This window comes from Paraliobacillus sediminis, assembly GCF_003426055.1.
Map to the genome: position 1 here is coordinate 984,831 of NZ_QJSI01000001.1, position 15,133 is coordinate 999,963.

At 34.8% G+C, this 15,133-nt stretch carries 11 protein-coding genes, 1 pseudogene and 1 riboswitch; of the genes and pseudogenes, 7 read left to right on the forward strand and 5 right to left on the reverse strand.

Features of this window, described 5'->3' with window-relative positions; translation table 11 throughout:
* Nucleotides 1–33: 33 nt before the first annotated feature.
* From D2K60_RS04245 to ppc, 3 genes are all read right to left on the reverse strand, one after another.
* Nucleotides 34–1,914 carry a PTS fructose transporter subunit IIABC gene (locus D2K60_RS04245; RefSeq protein ID WP_117168733.1) on the reverse strand — a complete coding sequence of 627 codons (1,881 nt, stop codon included), beginning with the start codon at nt 1,912–1,914 and terminating at the stop codon, nt 34–36.
* Nucleotides 1,915–2,394: 480 nt separating this feature from the next.
* Nucleotides 2,395–2,475: riboswitch (cyclic di-GMP riboswitch) on the reverse strand.
* 85 nt (nt 2,476–2,560) lie between these two features.
* Complete coding sequence (locus tag D2K60_RS04250) at nt 2,561–2,728, reverse strand: aspartyl-phosphate phosphatase Spo0E family protein (protein WP_117168734.1); 168 nt, start codon at nt 2,726–2,728, stop codon at nt 2,561–2,563.
* A 324-nt stretch (nt 2,729–3,052) separates the two neighbouring features.
* The gene (gene ppc, locus D2K60_RS04255; protein ID WP_117168735.1) at nt 3,053–5,809 is read right to left on the reverse strand and encodes a phosphoenolpyruvate carboxylase; all 2,757 of its coding nucleotides are present in this window, start codon (nt 5,807–5,809) and stop codon (nt 3,053–3,055) included.
* A 516-nt stretch (nt 5,810–6,325) separates the two neighbouring features.
* On the opposite strand from ppc, the pseudogene D2K60_RS04260 reads away from it, so the two are divergent.
* Nucleotides 6,326–7,343 (forward strand): annotated as a pseudogene (locus D2K60_RS04260) (FGGY family carbohydrate kinase).
* Nucleotides 7,344–7,409: 66 nt separating this feature from the next.
* On the forward strand, nt 7,410–7,562 hold the full coding sequence (locus D2K60_RS20555) for a hypothetical protein (RefSeq protein WP_162880691.1): 153 nt from the start codon (nt 7,410–7,412) through the stop codon (nt 7,560–7,562).
* 132 nt (nt 7,563–7,694) lie between these two features.
* Here D2K60_RS20555 and D2K60_RS04265 read toward each other — a convergent pair whose 3' ends face one another.
* Nucleotides 7,695–8,594 carry an aldo/keto reductase gene (locus D2K60_RS04265; protein WP_117168736.1) on the reverse strand — a complete coding sequence of 300 codons (900 nt, stop codon included), beginning with the start codon at nt 8,592–8,594 and terminating at the stop codon, nt 7,695–7,697.
* 334 nt (nt 8,595–8,928) lie between these two features.
* Between D2K60_RS04265 and gloA2 the strand changes: the two genes are divergently transcribed.
* Nucleotides 8,929–9,312 carry an SMU1112c/YaeR family gloxylase I-like metalloprotein gene (gene gloA2, locus D2K60_RS04270; RefSeq protein WP_117168737.1) on the forward strand — a complete coding sequence of 128 codons (384 nt, stop codon included), beginning with the start codon at nt 8,929–8,931 and terminating at the stop codon, nt 9,310–9,312.
* 178 nt (nt 9,313–9,490) lie between these two features.
* On the opposite strand, the gene D2K60_RS04275 is transcribed toward gloA2, so the two are convergent.
* Nucleotides 9,491–9,964, reverse strand: coding sequence for a nucleoside deaminase (locus D2K60_RS04275; protein WP_117168738.1), 474 nt, complete (start codon nt 9,962–9,964; stop codon nt 9,491–9,493).
* A gap of 261 nt (nt 9,965–10,225) precedes the next feature.
* Here D2K60_RS04275 and D2K60_RS04280 point away from each other — a divergent pair, with 261 nt between their 5' ends.
* The 4 genes from D2K60_RS04280 (at nt 10,226) to D2K60_RS04295 (ending at nt 15,121) form a co-directional block, all read left to right on the forward strand.
* A complete protein-coding gene (locus D2K60_RS04280; protein WP_117168739.1) occupies nt 10,226–11,965 on the forward strand; it encodes a sensor histidine kinase in 1,740 nt (579 codons plus the stop codon).
* Nucleotides 11,962–12,729, forward strand: coding sequence for a response regulator transcription factor (locus tag D2K60_RS04285; RefSeq protein ID WP_338048343.1), 768 nt, complete (start codon nt 11,962–11,964; stop codon nt 12,727–12,729). Before D2K60_RS04280 ends, D2K60_RS04285 begins: the two co-directional genes overlap by 4 nt.
* A gap of 141 nt (nt 12,730–12,870) precedes the next feature.
* Nucleotides 12,871–14,160 carry an extracellular solute-binding protein gene (locus tag D2K60_RS04290; RefSeq protein WP_117169103.1) on the forward strand — a complete coding sequence of 430 codons (1,290 nt, stop codon included), beginning with the start codon at nt 12,871–12,873 and terminating at the stop codon, nt 14,158–14,160.
* Nucleotides 14,161–14,242: 82 nt separating this feature from the next.
* Nucleotides 14,243–15,121: a carbohydrate ABC transporter permease gene (locus D2K60_RS04295; protein WP_117168741.1), complete on the forward strand. Its 879-nt coding sequence runs from the start codon at nt 14,243–14,245 to the stop codon at nt 15,119–15,121.
* Nucleotides 15,122–15,133 lie beyond the last annotated feature (12 nt).

A 15,133-nucleotide genomic window follows, 5' to 3' on the forward strand; every position in this document is an offset into this window, starting at 1 on the left:
ATGCGCCTAATGAAGGAGCATCGCTTTTTTACATTAAACTTTGTTTTTCTTTAGTATACCTAAGAGCATTGCTGTAACGACCGTACCTATCGCAATTGCCAGTAAGTAAAGGAGTGCACTTCCATCAACTAAACCAATAACAAAGATACCACCGTGTGGAGCAGGGATTCCAATGTTAAATGCCATTGATAACGCACCGGCTACAGCTGAACCAGCTACAGCAGCTGGAATGACGCGTGCTGGATCCGCCGCAGCGAATGGAATTGCACCTTCTGTAATAAAGGAAAGTCCCATAATAACATTGGTTCCACCAGTTTCACGTTCTTCTTTTGTGAATTTGTTTTTAAAGATAAATGTTGCTAAAGCAATTCCAAGTGGTGGAACCATACCACCAGCCATAATTGCCGCATGTGGTGTTAGAAAACCATCTGCAATCATTGCGATACCAAATGTATAAGCAGCCTTATTAACTGGACCACCCATATCAACTGCCATCATACCACCCAATACCAGACCGAGAATAACGGCATTGGTCGTACCCATTCCTTGTAACCAGCTACCAAGTGCTTCATTAAACCATGTTACTGGTGCATCGACTACAAAGAACATAATCATACCTGTTAAGAAAATACCGAATACAGGATAAAGTAAGATTGATTTAATTCCTTCAAGTGACTGTGGGAAATTTGTTAATAACTTTTTCAATAAAATAACAATGTAACCTGCAACAAAACCTGCAATTAAACCACCAAGGAAACCTGAGCCGCCTTGTGCTGCCATGAAACCACCAACCATACCGGGTGCGAGTCCTGGCCTATCGGCAATACTCATTGCAATAAAACCAGCTAATACAGGGATCATTAATCCAAAAGCATTTCCACCACCAATAGTGTTTAGTGCTTCAGCGAACTTATTGTAGCCATCTTCACCTGGTATATGTGCTTCAATTCCAAACAAGAAACCAAGTGCGATTAGAATTCCACCACCGACAACAAACGGTAACATATGAGAAACACCGTTCATTAAGTGTGTATAGAAAGAGTTTTGATTTGACTTTGTTGACTCATCTTTATCTTCACTGGCTTTTTCACCAGTTCCTTTGAAATTAGGAACTTTACCACTTAATGCTTTATCAATTAATTCTTGTGGTCGACGGATACCATCTGCTACAGGAACTTCTACAACAGGTTTTCCTTTAAAGCGATTCATATCGACTTTTGTATCAGCGGCAACAATGATACCATCAGCTGATTCAATATCGGCAGCAGTTAAAACATTTTTAGCGCCACCAGAACCTCTTGTTTCGACTTTGATGTTGACGCCCATTTCTTTTGCTTTGTTCTTTAAAGCATCAGCAGCCATAAATGTATGGGCAATACCTGTTGGACAAGCTGTAACGGCTAGAATTTTCTTTTGAGAGCTATCAGTAGACGAAGTAGATTCTTCATCTTCTAATCTTTCTTGCTCTTTATCATTAATAGCATTGAAAATAGTGTCTTTTGTTTCTGCTTCTAATAATGTCTTACGGAAATTTTCATCCATTAACATACTAGATAGACGTGCTAATGTTTCTAAATGCTCATTATTTGCACCTTCAGAAGCTGCAATCATAAAAAATAGATGACTTGGCTTTCCGTCTAAAGAATTATAATCAATGCCGTCTTTGCTGCGTCCAAAAGCGATAGCAGGTTCTTTCACTGCAGTAGTTTTAGCATGTGGGATTGCTATCCCGTCACCAATACCAGTTGTTGTATGTTCTTCTCTTTTTAGTATTTCTTGTTTAAATGTTTCTTTGTTTGCTAATTTTCCAGCACCATCTAATGTATTGACCAATTCATCAATAACACTAGCTTTTGAATCAGCCTTTAGATCTACTTGGATCGTATCTTTTTTGAGCAAATCCGTTATTTTCATTTTTTACCCTCCAGTTATGCGTATGTGTATTTTGAGAGGTTTTATAGAATTTTATACGTAATTTAAAATGCAGGAATAATTTCTATTATATAACAAGTAAGTCTTGATCGTTTAAAGCGTTTACATTATGATTCTAAACAAAATCCTATCAACCTCTTATTCACATCATAACCTAAGCATTTTCAAAAATCAATCATTTTCTTTCAATATCAGTCAATAATTATCATGTTTTCATTTTTATATGTTTTTTTGAAGTTAAATAATAAAGCACAAAAGGAGAGGGAGAGATGCTAAAATACGAATGAAGATCAATATCAGCGCCATGTGGACCTGTGTACTTCGGGGAGGCCAAATTATAAGTAGAGATACGAAAAGAGGCGTATCTACTTGTAGACACACCTCTTTTGTAATATGAACTGAATATACTATTTTTAAAATACAGCCTAATGCGTAATCCTGGCACTTTTTACTTTCATATGATTTGATAACTGGCAAGCGTAGTTTCCCGTAGCTCCTATAGTTTTGCGACACCATCTTTCAATGGCTGTGCCTTTGCTAATATAGAATGAGTTAAGTGAAAGGAGTAAAGTGGACGTATTAGTAGGAGAAATATGTCATTCATAGCAGTAAATGAATGATCATTGCCTTAAGCTAAACGGTTTTTGCCCGGTATTGAAATGAATTCATAGATTAGCTTATCTAGTTCCTGTGAAATCTCTACAATTTCTTTTTCATCCTTGGTTTTGCTATATTTCATATACATCTGAAGGCGTAATTGCTCTAGCCGTTCATTTTGTGCTTGTGAGTCCCCCACAATGACACCCCTATCATAGTGTTTTAGCTGTTTATTGTCTATCCTATTACATGTGAAGTTGATTTCTTGCACCACCTTTCAAGAGATTTTATTGTAGCATGTAAGTTGTATCACGCATCTAACTCTCGATTGTAATCTACTATAATTTTATACTGAATTCAATAGATTGTAAACAGAGGTAATTATTGTTTTTTTGTCGAAGGTTGTAGTGTTAGTCACTATATTGACATATTTGTTCACAAAATATAAAAGATATGACAATTTGTGTTTTATAAGAAAAAAATAAACTACTTCATCAGTTCGATGAAATAGTTTATTTAAAGATCAACCTGTATTTCGTAAACCAGCTGCAATACCATTAATTGTAAGTAAAACTTCTGTTAATAATTCATTCATTTCGTCAGAGTCTTCCTCAGCTTCACGAAGTTTGGTGATTAAGTTTACTTGAATCAAATTAAGTGGATCTACTAAAGGATTACGTAGTCTAACAGATTCTTTTATATTTGGTTTATGATCCATTAGCTCGTCTTGCTTCGAAATTTTTAATACCATAGATTTTGTTAACGTATATTCTTCTTTAATTTGATCAAAAATTCTAGCTTGAATTATTGGATCTTCAACCATTTTTGTGTACTCACTAGCAGTAGTTAGATCAGCTTTAGTAAGCGCCATTTGTAAGTTATTGACGGTTGCTTGGAAGAATGGCCATGTTTGATACATGTGTTGGAGCAGTTCAAGATCTCCTGTTTCTTCTATGAATTTGTTAATACCTGTACCTGCAGCATACCAAGCAGGAAGTAGTTGTCTACTTTGAGTCCAAGCAAATACCCAAGGAATAGCACGCAAGTCTTCAAATCGATTACTGCCTTTACGTTTCATCGGTCTTGAACCAATATTCAAAGCACCTAATTCATTTAAAGGTGTTGCTTGGTTAAAGTAAGTTAAGAAACCTTCATCTTTAAAGATTAGAGATTGATATTTTTCTAATGCATAGTCGGAAATTTTACCCATTGCACTTGATGCCTTAGTAGTGGGCATATCTTTCTGTTCTGGTATATCAGTAAAGCCTGCAATTGCAGTCATCATAGTAGTTGTTGCTTGCTCTAAACTACGATATGCGATATCAGTCAGTAAATAACGTGAAGATAAAACTTCACCTTGCTCTGTAATTTTCACACCATCTCCAAGCGTAACTGGTGGTTGTGATAATAGACTAGAGTAAAGTGGACCACCGCCACGACCCAATGAACCACCACGTCCATGGAAATACTTCAATTTCACACCATAATCAGCAGCGATAGAGTGAATTTCCTCTTGTGCTTTATATAGCTCCCAGTTTGCTGTTAGTGTCCCACCATCTTTACTACTATCAGAGTAGCCAAGCATGATCTCTTGTAAATCACCACGAACTTCTAAGTGTTTGCGATAAAGTGGAATATCTAATAAGTTTTTAATTATCTCTGGTCCATCCTTCAGATCATCAATTGTTTCTAGTAATGGTGCGACATGTAAACGACTCATTACTGATCCATCAGGATATACACGATATAGGCCAACTTCTTTTGCTAATACAAGTACTTCTAATAAGTCACTTACAGAAGCAGTCATACTAATTAAGTAAACTTCAATTGCGCGTTCACCAAAAGTGTCCTTAGCATCTTTTATTGTTCGGAACGTATTAATCATTTCTTGTGTTCCTTCAGAGAATTCATCGTAAACAGAAATAAGTGGACGTGGATCTTCTAATACTTTTATTAGTAAGTCCATTTTCTCTTTTTCTTCTAAATCCTTATACGAGGAAGTAATATTTACTTGACGTAAAATTTCTGTAAGGGTTGCTTCGTGTTCTCCACTATGATTACGAACATCAAGTGTAGCAAGGTGAAAACCAAACACTTCAACTTGGCGAATCACTTTACGTAATAGTTTTACAGGTGTGTTATTTGGATGATGTAAACTCAAACTGTCTTGCATTAAGTATAAATCATCGACTAATTCCTGAGCTGACTGATAGCCAAGTTCATGATCTTCTTCTGTATAAGTTAAACGTTTGAGCATAAGACCAAGTTTAATGCGATATACTTCGTCTTCTTTATGCCAACCATTATAATCTAACTCTTTTTGATCATGTTGGATTGACTTTTCTAACGCATCAGTAATAGTCACTTTTTGTGATGACTGACTAAGTAATTCTTTTAACTTGTCTATTGAATCTTTGTATTTACTTAGAACAAGTTCACGATGTGTTTGTAATGTTTTAAAAGTAGTTTCTGCTTTAACATTTGGATTCCCGTCACGATCTCCACCTATCCATGAACCGAAACGTAAAAACGATGGAACATGCCAACGTTTATTATATTTTTCATATAATAAATCTTCTAAATCTTGATGTAGTTGTGGTAACACGTCAAATAAAACTTTATCAAAGAAATATAGTCCATTTGAAACTTCTTTCATTACAGAAGGTTTTTTCTGACGAATTTCTGATGACTGCCAAAGGATTGTAATTTCATTTTCAATGGTTTCTTCGATTACTTTTTTAGAATAACGTGTACTTGAATAATCTGAAGCTTTTAATAAATCAGCAATACGTTGGTGAATTCTTAGCATTGTTCTTCTTGTCGCTTCTGTTGGATGTGCAGTTATTACAAGTTCTAGAGACAACTTGTCTAACAGTTCTCCAATTTTTTCTGGTGTTACATCATTTTCAAATAATGTATTTACACCTTCCTCAAGTGAACCAGGTTGAATAATTGTCTCATCCTGTGCCTGATAGTGTCTGCGGCGTCTACTTCGGTAGTTCTGTTCTGCGATATTAAAGAGGTGAAGATTTGTAGAGAAGGCACGAATCACATTCTGGCGTAATGGATGTTCAAGTTGATTAATTTCTTGTTTTATTTGTAGGTAAACACTAGAATCCTTTGTATCACGCAAGGATTTAGTTAGAGAACGAATTTTATTAACTTTTTCAAGTAATTCTTCACCACCTTCGTGGAATAAAACTTTATCGAGTATTTTATTTAAATATTCAACGTCTCGATGCAAAGATACGGTAGCTAGCTGATCGGTATTTGTTTGCATGTGTTCACTTCCTTTCGAAAATTTGGATGAAAATTGAGAATATTCACATATTTAAAATAGTGTGATTCGAGTTACACGGTTCTCTTATTCGATACCTAAATATATCATAACATGTTTGTTTGTATAAAATAACAGAAAAGTTTGTAACTTTTTCTTACAAATAACATACTAATCTTAATATTAGAGTGAAATAAGATAAAAATCAAATTTATGTTCATAATTTGTGATTGTTGAAAGTAGAACTTGTAAAAAAATATAGATAAAATTAGTACAAACATGTGTAAAAAAATCCAAAAAAACATTTATTTCAAAAAAACTATTGATAGCGTTTACATTATTGTGTATGATATAGAAGTAGCAAGCGAGCTGCATCCCTTCGCAAGTTTTGACCTGTACCTTTATTATTGTACAAATGCTTGATTTGTACAATAATAAAGGTACAGGTATTTTTTTGTTAAAATTAAAAAAATCAGCAATAAAAAATATAGAATTTTTCTAATTAAAGGGGTTCATATAATGGAAAAATATATAATGGCAATTGATCAGGGTACAACAAGTTCACAAACAAGGTGAATTGATAGCAATGGGACAAAGAGAATTCGAACAATTTTCCCGAAACCTGGGTGGGTTGAACATGATGCGAATGAAATTTGGACCTCTGTTCTAGCGTGTATGACTGATGTTATCCGTATAGCAGATATAGAAGCTAAACAAATAGAAGGAATAGGAATAACAAATCAACGAGAAACAACAGTTATATGGGATAAACATACAGGTAAGCCGATTCACAAAGCAATTGTTTGGCAGTCGCGTCAGAAGGAAGAATGTGACGGATTATTCCAACGCATCACGAACACTTTTATATAACATCTATGATTTGGACTGGGATGATTCATTATTGGAGATCCTCTCTGTACCAAAAAGTATGTTACCAGAAGTTCGTCCATCTTCAGAGGTTTATGGTAAAACGGTTTCCCATCACTTTTTTGGAGAAGAGATTCCAATTGCTGGTGCCGCAGGAGATCAACAGGCCGCATTATTTGGACAAGCCTGTTATGAACTAGGAATGGCTAAAAATACATATGGAACAGGTTGTTTTATGTTGATGCACACAGGAGAAAAGGCAGTAACGTCAAAACATTGTTTGTTAACTACATTAGCATGGGGAATTGATGGAAAGCTAGAATATGCCTTAGAGGGCAGTATCTTTGTCGCAGGCTCTGCTTTGCAGTGGTTACGTGACGGTTTAAGGATGTTAAAAGCCCCCGCTGATAGTGCGCGATACGCAAATCGTGTCGAGTCAACTGACGGCGTTTATTTTGTACCCGTTGAGAGACCTTATATTAATGAAACAACAGCGCTCGGTGTAGCTTATTTGGCCGGTTTAGCTGTTGGATATTGGCGAGATCGTGAAGAGATCGCAACACATTGGAAAAAAGGAAATACGTTTGAACCTAAAATGTCCGTGGAAAAACGTAATAAATTATATAGTGGATGGCAAAAGGCGGTAGAAGCAACAAGGACTTTTAAATAGGAATGCGCTTCACTAAAGCATGAATTATCCAATCGTTACATACACTATAGTGTAAGGAGGGATATTATGCGAAAACGTTACAAACAAATAGATGAAGAATATCAGGATCATTATGCCTCAAAAGTTAATGAAAAAGAAACCGTAACTAATGAGGATATAATGAAGTATACAAATAAAAATAATACAATGCCCGTTAATTTGACAAGGCGTGGTCACTAATACAAGTAAAAGCAGTGTTTTCTCCTAAGAGAGCACTGCTTTTACTTGTTTAGTCAGACTGTTATATGGAAATATTTTTGCTCGGCCGGAAAACCTAACATTTAAAAAAATCCTCAATCTAAACCTAATTAGTTACTTAACAATATCCAAATCGGCAGCTTCTGCATTTCTGGTTACTTGCTCTGGGTTTTTACAACCTGGGATAACAGTAGTGACTGCAGTGTGTTGAAGGCACCAACCTAATGCCCAAGTAGCCATAGGAACATCTTTTGGAACTTCAGAGTATGCAATCTCTTCAACTAAAGCTAATTTTTTAGCAGTATCTTCTTTATCATGACGTGATCGAACGTCTGTTGCTTCAAATGTAGCACCAGGTTTATACTTGCCACTGAGATATCCACTTGCAAGCGGTACACGTGCTAATACGCCAAGTTTGTTTTCTTTAGCAGCCGGAAAGATTTCCTTTTCTGGTACTTGCTCTAAGCGATTGTAAACGACTTGAATAGATGAGGCACCTACCTCACGAGAGGCTTGTGTTTGATACGGATCGTCATTTGATTTTAGTGAAATACCAAGATGACGAATTTTCCCTGCTTGTTTTTGTTTATCTAACATTGTCCATAAAGCATCATTCTTAAATTCCTCATCAGTGCAGGAATGTGCTTGATAAAGATCAATATATTCTGTTTTGAGCGATTTTAATGATTGATCAAGCTGTTTTAATACATCATCAGCCTGCCAATGTCTCGTGCGTTCAAAATTATTGTGGAAGTGATGACCAAATTTTGTTGCGAGAATCCAATCTTCTCGCTTATGGTTTTGAATATAATTACCGATAAAATCTTCAGATAAATGATCACCATAACATTCAGCTGTATCTAGAAGGTTGATACCTTTTTCATTCGCTTTATCTAGAATCGCATCGACCTCTTTTTGAGTAAAATCCTTTCCCCATTCGCCTCCAAATTGCCACGTGCCAAGTCCAATCACGGATACTTCTAAGTCTGTTTCACCAAGTGTTCTGTATTTCAATTTTGTCACCTCATCGTTAAATTTTAGTAGTAATAGCGTACCACAAATGAATAAAAAAGAGGCATCCAACGAATTGGATGCCCAAAGGGGGACAATCTAAATTGAAAAAATAGTACACCTTGTTTTTATGTGAATGAAGATCGATCATTCTTTTCCATAAATAAAAGATGTAACGTTAACTTTTGTAACCGTTTTCATTATATAATATTTTAGGCTGAATTCCATCCTACAAAAGTCCTATTTTAATTTTAAAAAAATAATCAATAGAAAATGACCGAACAAAATTTGTAATTTTAATGAAAAAAGCTAAACTAGTAGTGAGGAGGGAGATTATATGTTCAGTTCCATTCACCATATCGCAATTATCTGTTCTAATTATCAGGTCTCAAAAGATTTTTATACTGATAAACTAGGTCTACACGTTATCAAAGAAACGTACAGAGCAGAAAGAGATTCTTATAAGCTTGATCTCGCTATAGGTTCTCACTATGTTATTGAATTATTTTCTTTTCCAAATGCACCAGATAGACCAAGTTATCCAGAAGCGCAGGGACTAAGACATGTTGCGTTTTCAGTAGAGGATATCGAAAAAACGCTAAGGCTATTACATGAGCAAGGAATAGAAACCGAACCAATTCGTATAGACGAACAAACGAAGAAAGCATTCACCTTCTTTAGTGATCCAGATGGATTGCCATTGGAGATATATCAAATATAAAAAATGCAACTTTCTAAACAAAAACTATCTGGCTCCTCAAGCGAAATGGGCTCCCTTTCCGCAGGCATGGCTTCAGCTAACTCCTTGTTATACCAAGTCTTAATTGCCTGGTTCAATCTGTAAAAGGGGTGTGGAAATATAAAAAAAGACGAGCAATTTTTCGCTCGTCTATCGATTCTTAGTATTCCATTTTAACCTCTAGACTTTTCCAAGTCTCAAATGGTTTGTTTTTATCGTCTATGTCTAGTAAATGAAAAGGGATTGTACGCTTTTCATATGGTTTTGCAATTTCCTCATAAATGAAGGCATCATCAAACCCACCTGCTGCAGCAAGTTGTTGATCCGCGGCATAGTAAACTTTCTTAATGCGAGCCCAATAGATCGCGCCAAGACACATTGGACATGGTTCACAACTTGTATATAGGATGCAATTTTCGAGTTGGAAAGTATCAAGTTTTTGGCATGCTTGTCTAATTGCTTGAACTTCTGCATGTGCAGTTGGATCATGATTTTCAGTAACACGATTTTGACCAGAACCTACAATTTTACCTGTTTGATCTACGATAATCGCACCGAAAGGGCCGCCATTTTTATTCACATTGCTAACTGCTAATTCAATCGCTTGTTGCATAAAATTCTCATTATTGTTCATAAATGTTCCTCCACTTAAAAATTATTTCTAGTTCTTATATTAGCAATAAAAAGAGCATAAATAAAGTAATAACTGAATGTTATTATGAATAACCAGTAGTAATGTTCGGAAACTAAACGAATTATGTTAATAGTAATACGAATTCAACGCTATTATAAGCCTTCATTAACTTAGTGTGCTGGGTAGACAAAGTCGTTATTTATGCTATTATGTAAGCGAATACAATAGAAGGAAAAATAATAAGAAGGTTGGTACGAAGAGATGTTTTTTTTGAAACGTTGGAATACATTAAGAAATCAAATTCTAATTGTATATTTGATTGTTATGCTACTTGTTTTAATTACTGTTGGCATTTTAACATATAAGCAAGTTTCAGTTATGTTAAGGAATAATGCCGAAGAACAAATTAAACAGACAGTTATAGAGGCAAGTGGAAGATTTGATTCTTTATTTGAGCAATTAAATATGAGCACAAAGCAGGTCTCTAGTAATACTGATCTTCAAGATGTCCTATTAAGTGAATTACGAGGAGAATTAGTTTCTTTTAATGAGCGACAAGAACTGATTAGAATTACTAACAGATTACAAGCAAACGCAGATGGCATTTATAATTTAGAATTATACAATCGAGATTTTGAGAAAGTCATTCCGTTAAGTGTTGAAACAGTGAATGATCAAATCGACCGTCGCTGGCTAAGACAAGCTGACATAGCAAAAGGGAGTTTAGTATGGATTGGTGAGGATCCTAATAATGAAACTTTTTTTATTACTGTTCGTCGTGTTAATTTAATGGATAATTATTTTGAACGTGGTGGTTATTTATTAATACGAATAAATAAGAACTATTTACAATTAAATGATCAAAGTAGTACACAAGAAAACTATATGGTACTAACTGATGAAAAAAATCAAATTATCACCTCAAATTTTAATGAAGAAAATATAGATGAAATATTACAGGTATCTCGAAATACAATTGAAATTGATCGAGAAAATTATATGGTTGTGAAGCATAAGTCTAACATCACGAATTGGACAGTTACAATGCTAACGCCAGTAAATAAACTTACGAATGGGATAACTGTACTCCAAACAGTTATTTTGGTATCTGGCCTTGTTGGCTTCTTTATATTTTTTATTTGTTCTTATTTTCTATCTACATTCATAACAAGACCAATTATTAAATTAACACAAACAATGCGTAAGGCAAGTGAAGGAAAGTTAACATTAAATCCTCAGATCATTACATCAAATGAGATTAATGAACTAAATATTACCTATAATCAATTAGCTGAAGAAATGAATTATCTCATTCAAATGGTCTATGAAAAAGAGTTGATAAAAAGTAAGACAGAGTTAAAAGCGTTGCAAGCTCAAATTAATCCACATTTTTTATTTAACACATTAGATGCGATGTATTGGTCCTTAGAGAAAAAAGAAGAAGATGAATTAGCAGAATTAGTTATCTCTATGTCAGAATTATTTCGTTATACGATTACCCATCAAAACGAAGGAGAATGGGTGTTTATAAAAGATGAAGTTGCCCATGTTGAGCGATATATGAAAATAATGCAAATGCGTTTTGGCAATAAGTTAAGTTGTTCATACAATGTAGCACCAAATTTAACCGAGGTGCGAATTCCAAAACTTATTATTCAACCTTTAATTGAAAATGCAGTTTTACATGGTATTGGAAATAAAGCAACTAATGGAACTGTAAAATTAACGATAAAGCAAATAGCAAAACAAGATATTATTCAAATTATAATAGAAGATGATGGAATAGGGATGAATGCAGAGACGATTAACAGAATATATAATGCGATGAATGAACAAAAAATGTCGACATTAAAAGGAAATAGCATGGCAATTGTTAATGTTCAGAGGAGGTTACAACTATATTATGATCCTGATAATGTGAAAGGGTTAAAAATACAAAGTGAATTGAGTATAGGAACCAGTATTACATTTGAAATTCCGATGATAAAGGATGATAAATGATGTATGTAAAGGAAATTTTAATTGTGGATGATGAGCCAGGAACTAGAGATGGTTTGAAAAGAACCCTAGAAAAATGGTCTGAAGGAAGATATGTAATATGGAGTGCTGCAAGTGCAAATGAAGGAATGCAAATTATCGCTACACATCAAATAAATCTTTTAATCACAGATATTAGGATGCCTGAAATCACTGGATTAAAATTGTTGGAAACGATAAATAATAAGCCTATAAAACCGATGGTAATTATTATTTCTGCCTATTCTGAATTTGAATATGCCCAAGAAGCATTACGTTTAGGTGCTGTAAATTATATGCTAAAGCCAATAAACAAAGCGAAATTTATTGAGGCTGTTCAAGAAGCCTTGAAAAAGGAAGAAGAGCAGGCAAGATCTTGTTTGATGGAAAAAATAATTGATGCTACTTTAATAGATGTTAATAGTGAAGATCGATACACCACAACCATTAAACAAGCGATAACATTTATCGATAAAAACTTCGAAAGGGATATTACTTTAAAAGAGATTGCTAACCATGTGCATTTAAATCCAAGTTATTTAAGTACGCTATTTAAGGAGCAAACTAACTTATCATTTACGGAATACCTTACCAGGTCTCGAATACAGCATGCGAAAAAGTTGTTAATTACAACCAATAAGACGATTGCAGATATAGCCGAAACAGTTGGCTATCATACACCAAAATATTTTATTAAATTATTCAAAGATCAAGAAAAACTAACCCCATCAGCATACAGAAAAAAATGAAAGCGTTTTCTATATATAGTGGTATTTTACCTAATCAACGTTACCTTACAGATACTTTGTTTAAGTGATAAACTATGTTTGTATTCATTAAGAACAATTCTGAATGAGGAGGTAATAATATTGTTTAAGAAATATTTATTAATGTTACTCATTGTTATGGTACTAACTTTAACTGCTTGTGGTGGTGAAGATGAAACGAGTTCATCAGAAAACGAATCGAATAATGAGGGAGAAAAAACAATTGAACTAATGCATTTATGGCCGGAAGGGAGTTCAAAACAGCATAACGAAATTGTGCAAGCTATTGTGGATGAATTTGAAGAGAACAATGAAGGTATTAAGGTAGAAATGGAAATACTAGGGAATGAGCAATACAAGGAAAAATTAAAGGTGTTATCTGCCTCAAATGAACTACCAGACGTTGGAATGACATGGGCAGGAGGATTTATTGAACCTTATGTAAGCGGTGACATGTTTGCTTCGTTGGATGATGTAATTGACGAAGAACTCTCAGATGCTTTTGTGCCTGGTACAACAGAAGCATATGCCGTTGATGGAAAGACGTACGGTTTGCCACTTGAGTTAAACATTACACCAGTATATTATAACAAAGCTATTTTCGATCAGTATGATTTAGAAGCACCACAAACTTGGGATGAAATGAAAGACGTGGTACAAACGTTAGTAGATAATGATGTAACACCAATCACATTAGGAAACAAAGATGCTTGGACTGGTTCCATGTGGTATATGTATTTAGCTGATCGTATTGGTGGTCCTGAGGTACTTAATAATGCTATTAATCGTTCAGGAAGTTTTGAAGATCCTAAGCTTATTGAAGCGGCAGGAGAAATTCAAGAGCTAGTAGACATGGGTGCTTTTATTAATGGATATAACGGATTAGGAAACGATGAAGCAAAAGGTTACTTTATTAATGAACAAGCTGCAATGTACCTAATGGCTACTTGGGACTTGCCAGAATGGACAACAAATGAAGATAATCCACAAGCGTTTAAAGATTCTGTTGGTTACTTTAAATTCCCAACTGTTGAAGGTGGGGAAGGAGAACTCAATAGTTATGTCGGCGGACCTGGTGTTGGCATGTTTGTTGCGGAAAACTCTCCAGTCAAAGAAGAAGCAAAAGAATTTGTTGCTTTCTTTGTGGAAAAATGGGGGGAAAGATCTGTTACAGATGCAGGAGTAATTCCGGCAACAAAAGTTGACACAGCAGGAATAGAGTTACCTGAAATGTATATTCAAATATTAGATGATTTAAATGAAGCAACTAACTTAACGTTATATGCAGATGTGCAAATGAGTGCAGATGTAGCTAATGTGCACTTAGATATGATTCAAGCCCTATTTGGTGGAGAAGTTACACCAGAACAGTTCACGAAGGAGCAAGAAGAAGCGCTCGCTGCAGAAGAATAAAATAGCTAAAAGTCATAAAAATTGAAAAGGACATATTGTGAAATATGTCCTTTTCAAAATGATGTGAAGGGAGAATCATAGAATGAACAAAGTGATGTCGAATAAACTTATCATTGCGTTATACATTCTACCAGCATTTCTGTTAATCGTTATATTAATCTATATACCGATTGCCGTAACTGGCTATTATGGTTTGATGAATTGGGATGGCATTGGAGATAAGACATTTATAGGTTTAGCAAATTATAGTGAACTTTTGCAAGATTCAAAGTTTTGGGTTAGTGCAGGTAATTCTTTTCTGTTAGCTCTTTTCTCAACTATAAGCCTGATAGGCTATTTGGCAATTTCTCTCGTATTAGCCGGTAAAATAAAGGGCTCTGATTTGTTAAGAAAAATTTACTTAATTCCCATGTTGCTGTCATCTGTTGCGATTGCCCAACTATGGATAAAAATCTACGATCCTAATAATGGTATGCTAAACAGTCTCCTTACCACCTTAGGGATTGAGTCCCCGCCTGCATGGCTTGCGAATCCAGATTTTGTGTTATATTCCATTTTTGTTGCAATCATCTGGCAATATGCAGGTTTTTATATCATTATTTATAGTGCGGCATTAAAGGGTATTCCGCAGTCATTAGTGGAAGCGGCAAAAATTGATGGTGCAACGCCTATTCAGATAGCCTATAAAATTAAGGTTCCACTTATATCTGGTACGATAAAAACTACTATTATATTAGCTATTGTTGGATCACTAAAATACTTTGATTTGATTTATGTTATGACTGGTGGAGGACCAAATGGAGCAAGTGAAGTGATAGCATCTTACATGTATAAAGAGGCATTTAGTAGCCGTAATTTTGGTTATGGAAGCGCTATCGGTTTCTCTTTATTAATTCTGGCGCTTATCACAACATTGATAATCACGAAACTTACATCATCTAAAGATGATCTTCAATATTAAGGAAGGGGGTAA

Coding starts and splice junctions, on each gene's coding strand:
- gloA2 (WP_117168737.1), top strand. CDS start 8,929: ATGTTCAGTTCCATTCACCATATCGCAATTATCTGTTCTAATTATCAG.
- D2K60_RS04245 (WP_117168733.1), bottom strand. CDS start 1,914: ATGAAAATAACGGATTTGCTCAAAAAAGATACGATCCAAGTAGATCTA.
- D2K60_RS20555 (WP_162880691.1), top strand. CDS start 7,410: ATGCGAAAACGTTACAAACAAATAGATGAAGAATATCAGGATCATTAT.
- ppc (WP_117168735.1), bottom strand. CDS start 5,809: ATGCAAACAAATACCGATCAGCTAGCTACCGTATCTTTGCATCGAGAC.
- D2K60_RS04295 (WP_117168741.1), top strand. CDS start 14,243: ATGAACAAAGTGATGTCGAATAAACTTATCATTGCGTTATACATTCTA.
- D2K60_RS04280 (WP_117168739.1), top strand. CDS start 10,226: ATGTTTTTTTTGAAACGTTGGAATACATTAAGAAATCAAATTCTAATT.
- D2K60_RS04290 (WP_117169103.1), top strand. CDS start 12,871: ATGTTACTCATTGTTATGGTACTAACTTTAACTGCTTGTGGTGGTGAA.
- D2K60_RS04275 (WP_117168738.1), bottom strand. CDS start 9,964: ATGAACAATAATGAGAATTTTATGCAACAAGCGATTGAATTAGCAGTT.
- D2K60_RS04285 (WP_338048343.1), top strand. CDS start 11,962: ATGATGTATGTAAAGGAAATTTTAATTGTGGATGATGAGCCAGGAACT.